Below are 16,791 nucleotides of genomic sequence, written 5' to 3'. Positions count from 1 at the left end.
GCTTGCAAGGGGTTTTAAATCCCTTAAAGGGGGAATTGAGTGAGTTCTGAAGACAATGAGAAAGTTCCAAATTGTGATGATTTGAAGGAACTTTTGAACTACGATAAAAAAATTTTGAAGGGAATAATGAGGGGTTTTAGTAAAATATTCATACTATGGATAATCAACAAGGAGAGGCAGCATGGCTACGAAATAATGACCAAAATAAACGCTTTTTCTCATTCAAAAACTGGAAAAGTGAGCGGACCAAGCACAATATACCCCGTGCTCCATGAACTTGAAGGTAAGGGACTCATAACAGGTACATGGGAATCTCAGGGAAAGAGAAAAATAAAATATTATGAGATCACTGAAGATGGTAAAGCCACCCTTCTTAGAATGAAAAAAATCTTTAAATGTCATTTAACACCTTATAAAGAAGAATTTTTAGGTGATATGTTCATTAAGAAGGAAGAGGAGGAAGTTTAATTATGAAATACTCTATAGAAACCTTTGATCTTACCAAGAGATACAAGGACTTTTTAGCAGTTGATTCCTTGAATTTGAAGGTTAAGGACAAGAGCATATTCGGATTTTTAGGCCCGAATGGTGCTGGAAAAACAACCACCATAAAGATGCTCAACTGTTTGATACAACCAACATCTGGAACCGCCCAGGTGTCTGGATACGATGTTGTTAAAAATCCAAACGAGGTAAGGCAGAAGATAGGTATGGTTCCCCAGCTTGTTAGTCTCTACGGCGATTTAACAGTCCGGGAAAATGTGGAACTGTGTGCAGATTACTATGGAATTGATGAGGACATCAAGGAAGACAGGATAATGAATTTGATGGAACTTGTGGACATCAAGTACGCTGAGAAGAAACTGGTGAAACAGCTCTCTGGAGGTCAGAAGCAGAAGGTTTCAGTTGTTGCAAGTCTTATACACCAGCCAGAAATACTCTTCCTGGACGAACCAACCATTGGACTTGACCCAACAACCAAAAGAGTTCTCTGGGACCTTATAGAGGAACTTAACGACAAGGGCCATACCATAATACTGTGCTCCCACGACATGTACGAGGTTGAGATGCTCTGCGACAACGTGGGTATCATAAACGCAGGTAAACTGGCTGCATTCGACACCCCACAGGGACTTAAAGACACCATCATGACCAAGAAGGATTCAGAAAGTGATGCCAGCATCAGTCAGATCATGAAGGACCTTGAAAGGGAAAGCTCTGTCAACGAAGTTGATTCATTCGGAAAACTCAAAGAAGCTGTATCAGTATATGAAAAAGACAACACAAGAGAGATCAGTGTTATGATGAGCAACCTCAATCCTGAGATGATCCATGCCCTTGAACAACTTCCATACGTCTTTGAAATACAGAAAGACCATTCTGAAAGAATAACCATGTCCATAAGTAAGACTGAAGATAGTGTAACAGAATTGATCACAGTTATCATAGAAAATGGTGGTAAAATAAGTTCCATTCACACTAAGGACCCTTCTCTGGAAGATGTCTTCATGACTGTTACTGCTAAAAAGAAAGTGGAAGGTGAGTAATTTGGAAACTAAAAAAATAATGTGGATGCTCAAGAAAGACATCCTTGTCCTTTGGAGACACAAACCGCGTTTAATATCATTGTTTGTATTCCCAATACTCATGATAGCTCTTTTCGGCTATGGAATGGGTGGAGAAATTGAAAACATTCCAGTGGTTGTTGTTACAGAAAGTAGCGGTACAGTAACTGATGCTACGCTGAATGCAATTAAAGGCGTGGATCTCTACGATATCAAGGGGATAATAACGGATCCCAACAATGGAAAGCAGATGGTTGAAAATGGGGAGGTGAAAGCCGCCATAATTCTGCCGAGTGACTATGAGAATATGACAAGCCAACAGCCCAAGACTGTGATTGTCTACGTTGATTCGTCTGACCAGATGGCAACTCAAGCACTTGTACCTGCAACCCAGGCACTTTTCACTCAGATCTCAAACCAGATCGGTATGGAGAAGATCGAGTCTGCAGTTGGTAGTTCACAGGTACAGGTCCAGTCGACAGGAGTTAGTACGGCAAGTTCAGGTTTGAGCATTCAGAACATGATGAACTCAATTAACTTTGAGATAAACAAGCTCTATGGTGACATAAAATACATAGATTTCCTTGTACCCGCTATACTGGCCATGACAGTTATGTTCTCAGCAATGATGGGTATGGGAGAATCCATAGCAGGCGAACGTGAGAGAGGAGAATTAGCCCGACTCTTCATGACCCCTACAAGTGTCGCAAGTGTTATTGGAGGTAAAATAATATCCAAACTCACAATAGAAACATTTAGAGCACTGATACTGATAATAGCGGCAATTGTTCTCTTCAGTGTCACCATAAACGGAAGCATATTACTTACATTGCTGATACTGGTTCTGTCAGTTCTGTGCTTCGTTGGATTTGGAATAATGATATCTGCAAGGGTGAACAGTCAGGAAGACTACATTCAGATCGTCATGCCATTCACAATGCCAATGATGTTCGTTTCAGGGGTTTTTTACCCAATCGAAACAATGCCATGGATATTCCAGAAGATAGCATACATATTCCCACTGACCTATGCAAACGATGCAATGAGGGCTGTTATGCTCAAAGGAGTGGGTGTTGGGGGAGTATGGATCGACATAGCTGTTCTGCTCGGTTTCACACTGCTCTTCTTTGCACTGGGAGTTAGAAGGTTTAACAGGGATATTTAATCCCTGATTTACCTATAAAAAATTCATAGAACTGTGATTAAAGCCTATCAATGATTTAAAAATGAATTAAAAGAATTAAGTACTAACTAAAAATAGTTATAATGGATATTATAGGAGTATAAGTGATATGCTTGAAAAAAAGAGTATTTTAATAGGATTTCTCATGGTATGTGTCTTAGCAGGTACTACTTCAGCTGCACCTGCTGCAGCCTCTGACTGGACCATGTTCCATGAAAATTTGCAGCACACAGGCTTCGTTGCACAGCCTGCTGATTTTTCCCCTACTACGTGGATCTTCAATGCAAAATCAGCTATACAATCATCCCCAGCCATACTTGACAAGATAATCTACTTCGGATCCATAGATGGAACTGTGCACGCAGTTTACCTTGAAAATGGAACAAGTAACTGGACCTATAAAACAGGCGGGAAAGTTGTATCATCCCCCGCAATAGTTAACAGTACACTTTACATCGGTTCGATGGATGGATACCTCTACGCCCAGAACACTCAAAACGGGACTGTTAAATGGAAGTATAAAACAGGAGATGGAATAGAATCATCCCCTGCAGTGGACGGTTCAAACGTTTACATAGGATCCAACGATGGAAAGATCTACGCACTGGACTCTGCAGACGGAACCATGGTATGGGAATTCAAAACTGGAGATGCAGTTACATCCTCACCAACCCTTTTAAATGGAACCCTATACGTTGGATCAAACGACGGTAAGATCTATGCTATGAACACAGAAAACGGAACTAAAAAATGGGATTTCACAACTGGAGATAATGTTAAATCATCACCTACACTTTCAAATGGAACTCTCTACGTTGGATCAAACGATGGAACCCTTTACGCATTGAATGCAACTGATGGGTCCCTTGAATGGACCTACGATATGGGTAAATCAGTTGAATCTTCACCAACCCTCGATGAAAGGGACAACAGTTTATTTGTAGGTGCCGACAATGGAGAAGTTGTATGCCTTGACACAAGGGACGGAACTGAAAAATGGGTTTACAATGCCAGTGGCGCTGTGAAAACAACCCCCGCACTCTATTCAAACAAGATAATATTTGGATCAGATGATGGAACCATCCACGTTTTGAACAAATACACAGGTAACGAAGAATGGGCCTATGAACCCGGATACTACTTACTAAATTCCCCAATCCGTTCATCCCCTGTTGTTTATGGAAACATGGCTTACACAGGTAGTAACGACGGATACCTGTACGCTCTGAATATCGACAAGGAGAATGCCCCAACATCGGTCTTCGCATACTACATAGTGGGTGGAGCAATCGTGCTGATAGCTGTACTCATTGTTTTGAGGAAGATTGGAGGAAGGAAGAAGAAATAGAGGTTTTTAACCTCTTAAATTTTTTTTATTTTTAAGATGTAAGTAAAGGATACAAGTAAAATTCTGCTATTTCTTTGAATTGTTTTTCTATTGAGGTTTCTATTATTTTTTAATTGACCAGTAGATCTATAGATCAGCTAATCCGATTCAATAAGCATCAGTTAAACTTTTATTAAAAATTGAAGAACAATACCAGCCTTAATATAAAAATAAGATATAATAAATTATATTCAATAAATAATCCCTATTTTAGTGTTTAAAATTTTTTTGAAGGTAAATAACGTTCAGGGTGTGGATAGGGAGTTGGAATCTGATATCAGAATTAATATTCAAATAAGGTTTGATCCCAAATAGCATCATAATTAAGGATTTGGCCTTGATTTAAAAAAATGAAACCTGAGGGTTTCAATTGGGGGTTTCTTACACTGATTTAGTTCTTGCAAAGCTGTATTTCAATTGCAGAAACGTTTGTGGATGATCCTTCGTTGTTCATGATTTCTTCTGTGCATATGTCTATAGTTCCTAGATCTACATCAGTTATGAATCTGTTTCTTACAATCTCAGCAACGTCAACTGCTCTGCTGATGGCTCGTCCCCTGGCTTTTAAAATAACCTCTGAAGTTCCGCCATTCATCTGAGTTACAACTGCTAAAACATAGTTCATTACCGGTTTGTTTCCAATGTACACAACATTTTCCTCTGACATCACTTTAACCTCCAAAGAATACACTACTTTCTTTAATCTTTTTAATATTATATATACATTGTGTTATATCTTTTGTTGGGCACTGTCAGGTTCTAGGGGAATGAAGACTGGGAAGAGTTCCCTGAGAGACTGTATAACTTGCTTTAAAAGTGGATTAAGGTCCTTAACTGTAAAACTGTCATTGCTAAATATTGGAAGCTCTAAAATAGCTTAAATTAATTTAAAACCTTTAAAAATTAATAAAATGTAGAAATAAGTAGTTTTAAATATGTAGAACTTTTGCAGAACCTTTGTTAAGGATCATCGGATATTACTTGATGATGGGAAGGTTGAATTTTTTGAAAAAATTGAACCCTTAACTCCTATTATCTGTTTCATGGTCCACTGCAATCCATATTAAAATTGAAGTCCACATTCAGGCAGGATTATTCAGGGTGATGATGAAACCTTCTTCCTCGTCATTTTCATCCTTTATCAGGGCAACTTTTCCATGAACAGTTCCTTCAGAGCCATCCTTTGATGTTATGATAATATCCCTGAATTCAACTTCGTTACTGGAGGAAGCTTTCTCCCTCAGTGGGAACAGTTCATTGAAGTTCCTTACAAAATCCCTCAGATCTTTACCAACAACTTCAGATTCATCCCATCCCACTAAAACTTCAGCTATTTCATTCATGAGTTTGATCTTGCCATCTGAATCCGTTGCTATGATGCCCTGGTTTATACTTCCAAGCATTGCAGAGAAGAGTCTGTCATGATCCTTCTCTATCCTGTGTCGGTACAGGGTTATTTCAATGGCAGTGTGAAGTTCACTTTCCTCAAAAGGTTTCTTAATCAAACCAGTTCTCTCTTTAAGGATGTATCCAGATGGTTCTGTTATTTTGGCCCTTTGAACCGTGCTTTCATCTGAATAGGCAGTGAGGTATATAACAGGGATGTCGTAGAGCACCCTTATCTGGCCTGCAGCTTCAATTCCATCCATTTCTCCCTTTAATTTTATGTCCATAAGCACGAGGTCGGGTTTTAATTCACCTGCCTTTTTTATGGCATCTTCACCTGATGAAACTATTGCAGGGACTGTGTATCCTGCAAATTCAAGCCCACTCTTTATATCCTCTGCTGTAATGCGTTCATCCTCAACAACCAAAATCTTTGCATCGCCCACTTCCATCCCCTCTCACAATTTTTATTCAAGGACTACTAAAACTATGATAACATTTTATTTAAGAGTCTTACCATTGAACTATCGTTCAACAAGGATCTTGTTTATAGAATCTAAAACTGCCTCCACACTGGCCATGACCACGTCGTCAACTGTTGATCTTCCTGTTGCCTTGTTACCTTTTTTATCACCCATTATCACGAAAACCTCAGCCAGTGCATTTGTACCGCCAGTTATGGCTTCTATATGGTACTCTTTAAGTTCTATATCTGCACTTTCACTTACAAGACTTTGTATTGCATTTATGGCCGCATCAACAGGTCCAACTCCAGTTTTTGCCGCAGTTTTTGTTTCTCCACCTATGTTGAGCTTGACTGTTGCAGTTGGAAGTACGTTGTCCCCTGTCATAACTGAGAATCCTTCAAGTTTAACTATCTCTTTCTTGGCTTTTCCAAGGACTGTTTGAGCCATTGCCTTCAGATCTGCATCTGTGATACATTTACCCTTATCTCCAAGACTTTTAACCTGATTGAAAACCCTTTCGAACTGTTCATGGTTGAGCTCTATTCCGTACTCATCGAGTTTTGCCCTTATTGCATTTGCACCTGTGTGTTTTCCCAGAACTATTCTTCTTGTGTGTCCAACCATCTCTGGAGTTATTGGTTCGTATGTTTCAGCTTTCTGGAGCACTCCATGGACATGTATACCTGCTTCATGTGCAAAAGCATTTTCTCCAACGATGGCCTTGTTTGGAGGCATCTTTATACCGGTGATTCTGGATACGAATTCTGACATGTCAACCAGGAGTTCAGTCTGGATGTTGGTCTTGATGGAGTACCTGGTTGAGAGTGCCATTACCACTTCTTCAAGGGATGCATTTCCTGCACGCTCACCAAGTCCGTTGATGGTTACATGTACCTGTTGGGCACCTGCTTCAACTGCAGCCAGGGAGTTTGCAACTGCCAGTCCAAAGTCATCATGGCAGTGAACACTTATTGGGATCTTGATGTCCTTTTTAAGTTCTGACACAAGGTAGTTCATTGAGGAGGGTATCATAACTCCCACTGTGTCAGGTACGTTTATGTAATCCGCACCTGCATCCTCAACTCCAGTGTAGATCTCCTTCAGATAGTCAAATTCTGTTCGTGTGGCATCTTCAGCTGAAAATTCAGCTGTTATGCCATGATCCTTTATGTACTCCACTCCCTCAACAGCTTTGTTAAGGATCTCTTCCTTGCTCATTTTGAGCTTGTACTCCCTGTGGAGGGGGGAGGTTCCTATGAAGGTGTGGATGTAGTCAACTCCACAGTCAATGGCTGCATCTAAATCTTTCTTCAGGGGTCTTGCCAAACCGCAGATACTTGAATTAAGGTCCAGTTTAAGTATTTCACGTGCTGCTTTTCGTTCACCAGGTGATGAAACTGGAAATCCTACTTCTATTGTGTCAACACCCAGTTTATCCAATTTCTTTGCAATTCTTATCTTTTCATCAACTGTTATTGCAACACCGGGTGTTTGTTCTCCATCTCTTAGAGTTGTATCAAATATTCTTACCTTTTCAGGTAGATTCATTGTCTTTTTTACCGTTTCTATATACATTAAAAGACCTCATTTGGTTTGACATTAGTATTATATTGATCGTAGCTCCTAGATAAAAAAATTGTTGTTAGAGGGTTCCCATGCTTAGGCTCAGGAAATTTCTCAAACCAGGAGCAAGACCTAAAATAAATATTGCAAGCTTCAACATGTTCCTTATGGTTTTATCCTCAATGTAAGTATCTATAACATACAGCGCAGATATTATAATGAATATCTTCAATGGGTACATCACGAAAGCTGTTCCTGTAAGCTGGGTAAGGGTATTTGGGAGTACGTGCTGCTCTCCGTATCCATAGAAGTCAACTGCAATGTAGGTGGAACTTGCATCAAATATATGGGCCAGAATTATGCTCAGATTAAATTTATCCCTGATTAAGGACCACTTATTCCTTAGAAGTACAAATGGTGCTGATATGAGTGCCCATATGCCGATAACCTGGAAGAACGCCGTGAAATTAATTGGACCCATATAAACAAGGTTGGGTACGCACATCAAAGCTCCCACAGTGAATATTATGTACCTGTAATTAATATTCGTCTTTTTTTCTATGTAAACCGATGCAAGCACCGTTGCAATGGCTGTGAATCCTGTTAAAAGGTAGATTCCCGGGGTGACCAGGAGGTAGGTTAATGGGTAGATTCCGTTGTCAACCAAGGCCCTTGCACCTGAACCAAAGAATATGAAGGGTATTAAAGGTATGAAAAGATTTTCTGGATCCTTTTTTATACGCTGGAACATTTTTATAATCAGAATAACGAATATGCCCAGTATTATCCCGAATACAACGGTGTTCAGGACTGTGTAGCCAGGGTGCAGGTAGACGAAGTATTCCCTTATGAAGTCAAGGATCATGGGTTAATGTTGGTGGGTTGATCATATTAAGGCTAACTATTTAACTGAATTTATTCAAAGCCTTGAAATTAATGGAGTGATGGAAATGGATTTTTTATAGCTTCTTGATCTTCTTGTTTATAACTTCCTTGACTATGAGGGGAAGGGGTGTCCTGTCACCGAATACATTGGTTTTTCCAGCTTTTATGGCATCCAGTACTGCACCTTCAGATGGATCAGAATCAACATCGGTTATGCAGCTTCCTATTGCCCCCAGGAAGTGTGCATCACTTGAACCTACCTGGGGAAGTTCCCTTTTGACTGCAAGGTTTTTAGCACGCCAGTTTGAGTATCCAAAAACGTAGCGGGAGTTCATGGTCTCTATTGCATCGATATCAAGTTTCTTCACATGATCACAGAGCCCATCCCTGTACCTGACGAATGGATGGGCAGCAACTGCAATACCCCCAAGATCACGTATGGCCTCAACTGTTTCTTCAGGAGACATTCCCCTTTCAACATCTTCCCTTATGCCCAGTGCAACGATGTGCCCCTTGCTGGAGGTTACCTCTGCTGCAGGTATCACAAGGATGTCTTTGAAGTCTTTCGACTCTTTCAGGGCAGTGAGTCCCCCTTTGGTTGTGTCGTGGTCCGCCACTGCAATTACGTCCAGCCCTATGGTTATTGCCCTTTTGATTATGTCTCTTGGCTTTGCTGTGGAATCCTTCGAGTACGTGCTGTGTATGTGGGGGTCCAGTATCATGCTACCATCCTGAATGAATTATATCCTTATTTTTAACTATTTTATTTATTTTAAGTGAAATTTATAACTTAATTATATATTTAAGTCCGTATTAGAGGTTTATTTCTTTTATAAGTCAGACTTTTATTATTTTAGATTTTAATTTAAAAAAATTGATTTGATTCAATTATTGATTAGGCCTGCTTTGAGAGTATGGTTTTTATAAGCCCTGCAGGTCCTGTCATCATCACGTCTCCTGCTGGAGCTGCGTAGTACACCTTGAAATTCGATTTCTGGAGTATCTTCCTTCTGGGTCCAGTTGCAACAATGCATTCAAAGTCTCCAATTGCATCATTGACAATTGCTCCGTGGCCTCCATCTTCATGAACTTCTTCGTGGGTTAAAGTACCGTCTGCAAGTTTTTTCACCAGGTTGTCAAGTTTTTCAGGGGTCAGTGCACTGGTATGATGTTCAAATACTCCAACCATCTTTTCTCCATTAAATGCAGCTGCAAGTGTGTGGCCGTTTCCGACATCCATGACTATGAACTTCTCCATAGATTCAACCCGTTCGTCACAGGTTGCACCACATATGGATGCGAACTTCGAGTCCATTACAACTGTTTTATAACCCTTCAAGGTCCTGAACACTCCATTCATCCTTGTTAAATATTCTGGTGCATCATCGAAGTATGCAAATTCTTCAGGTCCACGGGGAACGTCCAGTTTTTCTTTTATCTTCATGAATCTGAAGTTCCTGTCTCCAACTCCCTCCATGAATCCATGGTCCTGAACTGCAACCCCAATGTAATCAAATTCCAGTTCAACATCGAAGTTTGAGAGTGCTGCACCTATTGCATCAAGATCTATGTCCTTAAATTCAACCTTCCCTATTTCAGGGTGTTTCTCCCCGTCTGGAACTACTTCAATTCCCATTGCCTTTACCTGGTTCAGATCATCCCTGACTGTTCTTGCAGAGTTCTCAGTCATGACCACCCTGTAGCCCTTATCAAGATGGTTCTTTATTGAGACGTTTATAGGACCTCCACCCATTGTCTCACCGTTTACAAAAAGATCGTTCCTGTGTTTCCTTATCCTTTCTGCGAATATCCTTGTTGGTGACGGCAGAACCATTTTAACAGAATTTTCAATGGGTTCAAAGGTATCGTAAAGCATTATGTCCTGGGTTCCTGCACCCACATCAATGGTTAAGATCTTCATGGGAATCTATCTGTCTTTGATTCAATATTAAATAATGGACTTGAAGGTCATGAACACATTTAAATATTTTCCCTCCCAAAAATCAATCTATTATTTGTATTGTGACCATCACTCAGCCAATTCTACAAAGGCAGGGTGAAGTGAAATAACAATTAATGTACATATATGTACAATAAAGATTTAAATAATACATTAAGCATATGTTTAGTTTAGATAGTGGGGAAATGGAATGATGTTGAAGTAAATTCATGAAAAATTTATGAAAAATTCCATCCCTGAAAAGGTGATTTTATGTACAGAATCATGTTAGATGAAAAGGATGTTCCAAAAAAATGGTACAACATAGCCGCAGACCTGCCTGTGGAGCTTCCAGCACCAACACAGACAGAAGAAGGGCATCAGCTTGAAAATTTACCAAAAATATTTTCCAAAGGTGTTTTAGAACAGGAAATGTCCACTGAAAGGTGGATAGAAATTCCAAAAGAGGTTCGTGAGGTTTACAAAAAAGTGGGCAGGCCAAATCCACTCTACAGGGCCAAGGGCCTTGAAGACTACCTGGACACCCCTGCAAAGATCTACTACAAACGTGAAGATCTCTCCCCAACAGGAAGCCACAAGCTCAACAGCGCCATAGCACAAGCATACTACGCTAAAAAAGACGGTATAGAAAGGCTCACAACAGAAACTGGTGCAGGACAATGGGGTACAGCATTATCCCTTGCATGTTCATTAATGGGGCTTGAATGCACAGTTTACATGGTTAAAGTTTCATTCCAGCAGAAACCATACAGAAAAACCATAATGCAGCTCTACGACGGAGAAGTTCTGGCTTCACCAACTGATAAAACATCATTCGGAAGGAAGGTACGGGCTGAGAATCCTAACACCCCGGGTTCCCTTGGAATAGCCATATCTGAAGCTGTTGAAGATGCTCTAAGTGATGAAAAAACCTATTACTCCCTTGGAAGCGTTCTGAACCACGTGCTGCTTCATCAGACCATCATTGGACTTGAAACCAAGAAACAGTTCGAATCAATCGATGAAACACCTGACGTACTCATTGGATGCGTTGGTGGAGGCAGTAACTTCGGTGGTGCAGCCTTCCCATTCATGAAGGACAAAATATCCGGAGACCTGGACTGCGAGTTCCTGGCTGTGGAACCTGCATCATGCCCAACACTCACACAGGGAGAATACAGATACGATTATGGGGATACAGAAGGTCTAACACCCCTTATGAAGATGTACACACTGGGCCATGACTTCATACCGCCATCAGTTCATGCCGGAGGATTGAGGTACCATGGAATGTCTCCTCTGGTTGCATTACTCGTGCATGAGGGACTGGTTGAGGGACGTACAGTCAAACAAACCGAAGTCTTCAAAACAGGTCAGATCTTCGCCAAATGTGAGGGAGTTGTACCTGCACCTGAAACCTGCCACGCCATAAAAACAGGAATGGACGAAGCAGTTAAATGCAGGAAAACTGGAGAAGAAAAGAATATTCTCATTAACTTCTCAGGCCATGGAATGCTTGACCTTCAGGGTTACGCTGACTTCCTCGAAGGTAACTTAGAGGATTAAATCCTCACAATTATTATTTTTTTAATTATCCTATTTTTTTGAGTTCATCCTAATTCCATAGTTAATTGAATTGGACTTTTTTAAAATTCGAATTGTTTTGAAATGGGAGTTGAAATATTTATTTATACCCATGGGATCATAGATTATTTTAGACTATAAAAGGAGGATTATGAATATGTATCAAATAGGGGAAGCCTTAATTGGAAATGGCAATGAATTAGCTCACGTTGATTTAGTAATTGGAGACAAAAACAGCCCTGTTGGCGCCGCATTCGTCAATAATATGGCAGATATGTCCTTGGGACACACACCACTTTTATCGGTTATAAGGCCGAATTTAATGACCAAACCAGCAACCTTGATAGTTCCAAAGGTAACTGTAAGGGGCCTTGGAGATGCTGATAAAATATTTGGCCCTGCACAGACCGCTGTAGGCCGAGCTGTTGCTGATTCTGTTGCAGAAGGAGTTATACCAAAAGAAGATGCAGAGGACCTTGTCATAATTGCAAACGTCTTCATACACCCTGAAGCAGAGGACTACCGTAAGATATACCAGTACAACTACGGTGCAACAAAACTCGCAATAAAAAGGGCAATGGAAAACTACCCATCCATTAAAAAGGTTCTTGCAGAAAAAGACAGAGGAACTCACCCAGTAATGGGATTCAAAGTCAACAGGCTCTGGAACCCACCTTACCTGCAGGTTGCACTTGACCTGGACAACATGGAACAAATGGAACGTATAATAAACACCTTACCCGACAGGGAAAGGATATTAATAGAAGCTGGAACTCCTCTGGTTAAAAAATTCGGTGTTGGAATCATCGGCAAGATCAGAGAACTTAAACGGGACGCATTCATAATAGCAGACCTTAAAACCCTTGATGTTGGTAGGATTGAGGTTAAAATGGCTGCAGATGAAACAGCAGATGCTATTGCAATCTCCGGACTTGGAACAGTTGAATCCATTGAAAAAGCCATTCATGAAGCACAGAAACAGGGAATATACTCCATACTTGACATGATGAACGTTGAAAAATTCGTTGAAAAGCTTGAGTCCCTGAGTTACAAACCTGACATTGTTCTTCTCCACAGGAACGTGGACCTTGAAACAATGAAGTCAGAACGTGGTGAAAAACTGGGTGAAGTAACAGAATGGGGTAACATCAACCAGATCAGAGAAATTCTCGGCGAAGGAAAACTCGTTGCAGTTGCAGGAGGCATAACACCTGAAAGAGTGGATAAAGCCCTTGAAAACACAGCTGATATCATCGTTGTGGGCCGTTACATCATAGGTTCAAGAGATGTGCGCCGTGCAGCTCAGGACTTCCTTGACCGCATGCCACAAGACCCTGACACCATGAGACTTGCAATGGATGAAGATGAAGCCATCTAAAATCCATTGAAAAGATTTTTAGAAGTTTTGATCTTCTTAATTCTTTAAAACTTCCTACTTTTATTTTTAAACTATTCTTTAAAACTCGTTGCTTGTTTGATTTTATAGATTTATTTTTAGGTTCCAAAGTTTTCAACAAACCTTCTGCACCGTACTAGTACCTACGCAATTTATATTAAGTTTTATGTTCATAATTATTATAAGGATTAGTTGATTCATAATATAGCATCGATACTCAAATAGCTGATTAAAACCGTGCTTTTAAGGGATAAAAATTAGAGTACAGTTATATGCCAAATTATATGGCCTGGGGGAGTTGAATGCTGATAGTAACTACACCAACCATTGAAGGGAAAAAAATAGTTGAATATTATGGTTTAGTAACTGGGGACTCCCTCTTGGGAGCAAATCTCTACAAAGATATGTTCTCAGGAGTGAGAGATGTGGTGGGAGGAAGAACCTCTAAATATGAAGAAGAGCTTACAAATGCCAGACACATGGCTCTAGAGATTATGCAAGAAAAAGCAGAGAAAAAAGGTGCTAATGCAATCATAGGAACTCGTGTGGCTTATCATAACTTGGGAGGTACCATGGGAAATACCATAATGGTCACCATGTCTGGAACTGCAGTTTCTTTCCAGGAATAATTGATTTGTAACAATTCCAGAAGGTGAATATTTTGCTTGCTTCAATGAAAAAATTTTTCATGGAAAAACGCTGGGCACTGATTGCCATAATCTTAGGGGTTTCATTAGGATTTGGCTCTGCTATTATTTGTGTTGCATGGAATTTAGTTATTTTTGGATTCAACATCATGTACATAGTGTCTCCATTACTGGCAGGATTTATTGAAACCTTCATAGCGAGTAGAAAGTACGGTCGAAGTACAGGTGCTATCAGCGCTCTTTTGACATTCCTTTTAATCAATGGTTATGGTTGGTTCGGCCCTGGCTGGATTTTCCCTAAAGAACCTGTTACACTCAGTTTAATTACTATAATTGCAATTATACTGACAATTCAAGCCGCATTTCCTATATTGGTTAATTATATTCTTTTTGTAGTTGTCATGGGTACCTTCATAAGGATTATAGGATCCCTTGTGTACCTTCCTTCTAAAATCCAGAGAAAAACTCCTGAAGTCAAAGCAAAGGAGGAAATTAAGGGACCATCTGCCGATGAAACTTTCCTTGATGAACTAGCTATACCCCTATTATCCGTTCCTAATGTAGAAGGAGGGAAAATAGAGAAATATTTAGGATTAGTTGGGGGAGAAGCCGTAGCAAAAGAAAAAGAATCTGAAGGATTGGTTTCAAAGATTACAAAGATCATTCAACCAACTCAATTGGATGACATGAATTTAGGAAAGGCCAAAAAGGTGGCCATATCCCGAATGCTAGAAGAATCTAAATCAATTGGAGCAAATACTGTGATTGAAGTTTTAATTGACTATGTTTCTATGGGAGGGTTACAAGGCAGCGTATTTATTGTAACCGCCACCGGAACTGCAGTTATATATGAAGAACAAAGTAAAATATAGATTAATAATTAAAAAAAAGTTTATTGGCAATATATTTGTTTCAATACCAAAAACAGTCCATTGACCAAACATCATGGAGTATCTTGAGAACTTTGATAAAACCAGTTGGATAACCTTAATCATGGCAGGACTGAATGAAAATTAAAAGGGAGGAACAATATGGATGCAATTCCGCAAAACGTGTTTTATGTAATTATTGCTGTGATAGTGGTTGTGGGGCTTATTGTTGTGCTGATGCAGTGGAGGCGTGTTAGGGAGGCTCAGAGTAATGTGGAGTTCCTGGCAAAGCAGGCAGAGCTTAGAAAGGTTGAACTTGTTGAGAAAGACCTTGAATCCAAGCGTATGATGGGGAACATTTCCCTTACAAGGGAAGAACAGGAAAAACTATCTGGAATAAGGAAAAACACATCAGATCTCATGCAAAAAGCAGGATACCTGCACAGTGAAATCAACGAAAGAGTGAACCGCCTCGAAGTCCAGACAGAATATGCAAAACTCCAAAAACTACTCACAGACATAGAAAAAAAAGAAAAAGAATTAGAAAAAAAAACTGGTAAAAAGGGGGAAGATAAATGACTCCGCTGGAGTTATTGGTAATATTAGTACTTGCAGGTGCAATTGTAGTTTTACTTTACTACTACATGCAGGATACTCGAAATCCATCCTTTTTACGGGCACGTTCTGTGATCACTGAAACAGGTGAAAAAGCACGTTCAACAGTTTCAGGTGCCAGTGAGAGGGTAGAAGGTGATCGTATGGGAGGAGTAGGTGAAAAAATGTCTGGAATGGGTGAAAAAGCACGTACAGTGGTTACTGGTGCTGGTGAAAAGGTTTCGGGTGCTGGTGAAAAAGTCACAAGTGAAGGACGTATAATGGAGGGTGTCAGTGAAAAAATGTCTGGGGTGAGTGAAAAAATAAAAGGCACTGTTAAAGGTGTTCCAAAAAGTACAGAAGAGAGTACAGAAGAACTTTCAAGAAAAATTGATTATTTTTTGAAAGAAAAAAGTGAACAACTCATAAAAGACTGGGAACTCGCAACCAAAACAGATGTTTTGGCCCTTGAAAATAAATATGCCCAGGTATCAAAAGATTTAGGCAAACTTGGCGGCAGTTTCAACGAGTACCGTGGAGACACCAACAAAAAAATTAAAAAAATTGAGGAAAGGTTGGACAAGCTTGAAAATCCTGTAGAATGAAATTTTAAAACTGTAAAGTTTGCAAAAGGTATGGAATGCCCTCAATAGGATTAGCTAAGCCTAATTATTTTATTTTTTAAACAATTTTATAATAAAGGTTTCATAAGTTGTTGAAAAGAAAAAAGAGTTTGTTGGGGGTTTTTTTATATTTTTAATCCTTTTGGAATATCATCATTATTCCAATGATTAAAAGCCATAGCCCAATCAATACTCCTAAGTATATGGGGTTGGAACCTACAAACATTAATAATAAACCGATTATGATGGCTACAATTCCATTCAATCTGTTATTACCCTCTTTTGTAAGTACACCCATTATTCCTGCAATAATTAGGAATAAACCAACTATGTAAATTAAAAAGCCAGCCACTGCAGCGAATAGAGTAGGATTGAATATGAAACCTAGGCCGAGAATCAATGCTATTACACCCAGTACGACTTCCAGGATTCCAAGACCTGCACTTTCACCTATTTCTATTATGCCGCCTAAAAGTAGCCCTATACCTAAAATAAGGACCAAAAATCCTGTTATTATTGCTACAGGAAGAATTCCTAAGGCAGGAACTGCCATTACAAGTAAACCAAGAATAATGAGAATTATTGCACTGATCATTTTTTGCATATCTCAACCTCCTATATTCCCCTAACAAACTCTTAATCTTGTTATAATTTTTATTAATGATTGGTTTTAAAGTTTTTTATGTCTTTGAAATTAAACCGA

Annotated in this window: 17 protein-coding genes; 10 read left to right on the top strand and 7 right to left on the bottom strand. The window is 39.6% G+C overall.

Going from position 1 to position 16,791, the window contains the following annotated elements:
- Nucleotides 1-39 precede the first annotated feature (39 nt).
- From J2756_RS06275 to J2756_RS06260, 4 genes are all read left to right on the top strand, one after another.
- Nucleotides 40-468, top strand: a complete 429-nt coding sequence (locus J2756_RS06275) for a PadR family transcriptional regulator (protein WP_342593114.1) — start codon at nucleotides 40-42, stop codon at nucleotides 466-468.
- A 2-nt stretch (nucleotides 469-470) separates the two neighbouring features.
- Nucleotides 471-1,547 (top strand): ATP-binding cassette domain-containing protein, encoded by a 1,077-nt coding sequence (locus J2756_RS06270; RefSeq protein ID WP_209583710.1) that lies wholly within the window; start codon nucleotides 471-473, stop codon nucleotides 1,545-1,547.
- Nucleotides 1,548-1,566: 19 nt separating this feature from the next.
- On the top strand, nucleotides 1,567-2,730 hold the full coding sequence (locus J2756_RS06265) for an ABC transporter permease (protein WP_209583927.1): 1,164 nt from the start codon (nucleotides 1,567-1,569) through the stop codon (nucleotides 2,728-2,730).
- A gap of 127 nt (nucleotides 2,731-2,857) precedes the next feature.
- A complete protein-coding gene (locus J2756_RS06260; protein ID WP_209583708.1) occupies nucleotides 2,858-4,096 on the top strand; it encodes a beta-alanine-activating enzyme beta-propeller domain-containing protein in 1,239 nt (412 codons plus the stop codon).
- 430 nt (nucleotides 4,097-4,526) lie between these two features.
- Here the strand turns inward: J2756_RS06260 and albA are convergent, their stop codons facing one another.
- The 6 genes from albA to J2756_RS06230 form a co-directional block, all read right to left on the bottom strand.
- Nucleotides 4,527-4,802: a DNA-binding protein Alba gene (albA, locus tag J2756_RS06255; RefSeq protein WP_209583706.1), complete on the bottom strand. Its 276-nt coding sequence runs from the start codon at nucleotides 4,800-4,802 to the stop codon at nucleotides 4,527-4,529.
- A gap of 415 nt (nucleotides 4,803-5,217) precedes the next feature.
- Nucleotides 5,218-5,967: an ATP-binding response regulator gene (locus tag J2756_RS06250; RefSeq protein WP_209583704.1), complete on the bottom strand. Its 750-nt coding sequence runs from the start codon at nucleotides 5,965-5,967 to the stop codon at nucleotides 5,218-5,220.
- A 78-nt stretch (nucleotides 5,968-6,045) separates the two neighbouring features.
- The gene (locus J2756_RS06245) at nucleotides 6,046-7,563 is read right to left on the bottom strand and encodes a 2-isopropylmalate synthase (RefSeq protein WP_209583702.1); all 1,518 of its coding nucleotides are present in this window, start codon (nucleotides 7,561-7,563) and stop codon (nucleotides 6,046-6,048) included.
- 67 nt (nucleotides 7,564-7,630) lie between these two features.
- Nucleotides 7,631-8,416: a DUF63 family protein gene (locus J2756_RS06240; RefSeq protein WP_209583700.1), complete on the bottom strand. Its 786-nt coding sequence runs from the start codon at nucleotides 8,414-8,416 to the stop codon at nucleotides 7,631-7,633.
- A gap of 94 nt (nucleotides 8,417-8,510) precedes the next feature.
- Complete coding sequence (locus tag J2756_RS06235) at nucleotides 8,511-9,158, bottom strand: PHP domain-containing protein (protein ID WP_209583698.1); 648 nt, start codon at nucleotides 9,156-9,158, stop codon at nucleotides 8,511-8,513.
- 173 nt (nucleotides 9,159-9,331) lie between these two features.
- Nucleotides 9,332-10,357 carry a DUF1786 domain-containing protein gene (locus tag J2756_RS06230; RefSeq protein WP_209583696.1) on the bottom strand — a complete coding sequence of 342 codons (1,026 nt, stop codon included), beginning with the start codon at nucleotides 10,355-10,357 and terminating at the stop codon, nucleotides 9,332-9,334.
- A 291-nt stretch (nucleotides 10,358-10,648) separates the two neighbouring features.
- On the opposite strand from J2756_RS06230, the gene J2756_RS06225 reads away from it, so the two are divergent.
- The 6 genes from J2756_RS06225 (at nucleotide 10,649) to J2756_RS06200 (ending at nucleotide 16,070) form a co-directional block, all read left to right on the top strand.
- On the top strand, nucleotides 10,649-11,941 hold the full coding sequence (locus J2756_RS06225) for a TrpB-like pyridoxal phosphate-dependent enzyme (protein ID WP_209583694.1): 1,293 nt from the start codon (nucleotides 10,649-10,651) through the stop codon (nucleotides 11,939-11,941).
- 175 nt (nucleotides 11,942-12,116) lie between these two features.
- Complete coding sequence (locus J2756_RS06220; RefSeq protein WP_209583692.1) at nucleotides 12,117-13,337, top strand: bifunctional 5,6,7,8-tetrahydromethanopterin hydro-lyase/3-hexulose-6-phosphate synthase; 1,221 nt, start codon at nucleotides 12,117-12,119, stop codon at nucleotides 13,335-13,337.
- 320 nt (nucleotides 13,338-13,657) lie between these two features.
- Nucleotides 13,658-13,984, top strand: coding sequence for a YbjQ family protein (locus J2756_RS06215; protein WP_209583690.1), 327 nt, complete (start codon nucleotides 13,658-13,660; stop codon nucleotides 13,982-13,984).
- 32 nt (nucleotides 13,985-14,016) lie between these two features.
- Complete coding sequence (locus J2756_RS06210) at nucleotides 14,017-14,874, top strand: YbjQ family protein (protein WP_209583688.1); 858 nt, start codon at nucleotides 14,017-14,019, stop codon at nucleotides 14,872-14,874.
- 159 nt (nucleotides 14,875-15,033) lie between these two features.
- Entirely contained in the window at nucleotides 15,034-15,450 is a 417-nt protein-coding gene (locus J2756_RS06205) for a hypothetical protein (RefSeq protein WP_209583686.1), read from the top strand.
- Nucleotides 15,447-16,070 carry a hypothetical protein gene (locus J2756_RS06200; protein WP_209583684.1) on the top strand — a complete coding sequence of 208 codons (624 nt, stop codon included), beginning with the start codon at nucleotides 15,447-15,449 and terminating at the stop codon, nucleotides 16,068-16,070. Before J2756_RS06205 ends, J2756_RS06200 begins: the two co-directional genes overlap by 4 nt.
- Before the next feature lie 151 nt (nucleotides 16,071-16,221).
- Here J2756_RS06200 and J2756_RS06195 read toward each other — a convergent pair whose 3' ends face one another.
- The gene (locus tag J2756_RS06195; protein WP_209583682.1) at nucleotides 16,222-16,692 is read right to left on the bottom strand and encodes a DUF308 domain-containing protein; all 471 of its coding nucleotides are present in this window, start codon (nucleotides 16,690-16,692) and stop codon (nucleotides 16,222-16,224) included.
- Nucleotides 16,693-16,791 lie beyond the last annotated feature (99 nt).

This window comes from Methanobacterium aggregans (assembly GCF_017874455.1).
Classification (GTDB): Archaea; Methanobacteriota; Methanobacteria; order Methanobacteriales; family Methanobacteriaceae; genus Methanobacterium_C; species Methanobacterium_C aggregans.
This window is presented reverse-complemented; position numbering and strand designations above follow the sequence as displayed.

What these genes read in the sequence shown, in the direction of transcription:
- J2756_RS06270 (WP_209583710.1), top strand. Translation starts at nt 471, where the DNA reads ATGAAATACTCTATAGAAACCTTTGATCTTACCAAGAGATACAAGGAC.
- J2756_RS06265 (WP_209583927.1), top strand. Translation starts at nt 1,567, where the DNA reads ATGTGGATGCTCAAGAAAGACATCCTTGTCCTTTGGAGACACAAACCG.
- J2756_RS06260 (WP_209583708.1), top strand. Translation starts at nt 2,858, where the DNA reads ATGCTTGAAAAAAAGAGTATTTTAATAGGATTTCTCATGGTATGTGTC.
- albA (WP_209583706.1), bottom strand. Translation starts at nt 4,802, where the DNA reads ATGTCAGAGGAAAATGTTGTGTACATTGGAAACAAACCGGTAATGAAC.
- J2756_RS06245 (WP_209583702.1), bottom strand. Translation starts at nt 7,563, where the DNA reads ATGTATATAGAAACGGTAAAAAAGACAATGAATCTACCTGAAAAGGTA.
- J2756_RS06240 (WP_209583700.1), bottom strand. Translation starts at nt 8,416, where the DNA reads ATGATCCTTGACTTCATAAGGGAATACTTCGTCTACCTGCACCCTGGC.
- J2756_RS06235 (WP_209583698.1), bottom strand. Translation starts at nt 9,158, where the DNA reads ATGATACTGGACCCCCACATACACAGCACGTACTCGAAGGATTCCACA.
- J2756_RS06230 (WP_209583696.1), bottom strand. Translation starts at nt 10,357, where the DNA reads ATGAAGATCTTAACCATTGATGTGGGTGCAGGAACCCAGGACATAATG.
- J2756_RS06225 (WP_209583694.1), top strand. Translation starts at nt 10,649, where the DNA reads ATGTACAGAATCATGTTAGATGAAAAGGATGTTCCAAAAAAATGGTAC.
- J2756_RS06220 (WP_209583692.1), top strand. Translation starts at nt 12,117, where the DNA reads ATGTATCAAATAGGGGAAGCCTTAATTGGAAATGGCAATGAATTAGCT.
- J2756_RS06215 (WP_209583690.1), top strand. Translation starts at nt 13,658, where the DNA reads ATGCTGATAGTAACTACACCAACCATTGAAGGGAAAAAAATAGTTGAA.
- J2756_RS06205 (WP_209583686.1), top strand. Translation starts at nt 15,034, where the DNA reads ATGGATGCAATTCCGCAAAACGTGTTTTATGTAATTATTGCTGTGATA.
- J2756_RS06200 (WP_209583684.1), top strand. Translation starts at nt 15,447, where the DNA reads ATGACTCCGCTGGAGTTATTGGTAATATTAGTACTTGCAGGTGCAATT.
- J2756_RS06195 (WP_209583682.1), bottom strand. Translation starts at nt 16,692, where the DNA reads ATGCAAAAAATGATCAGTGCAATAATTCTCATTATTCTTGGTTTACTT.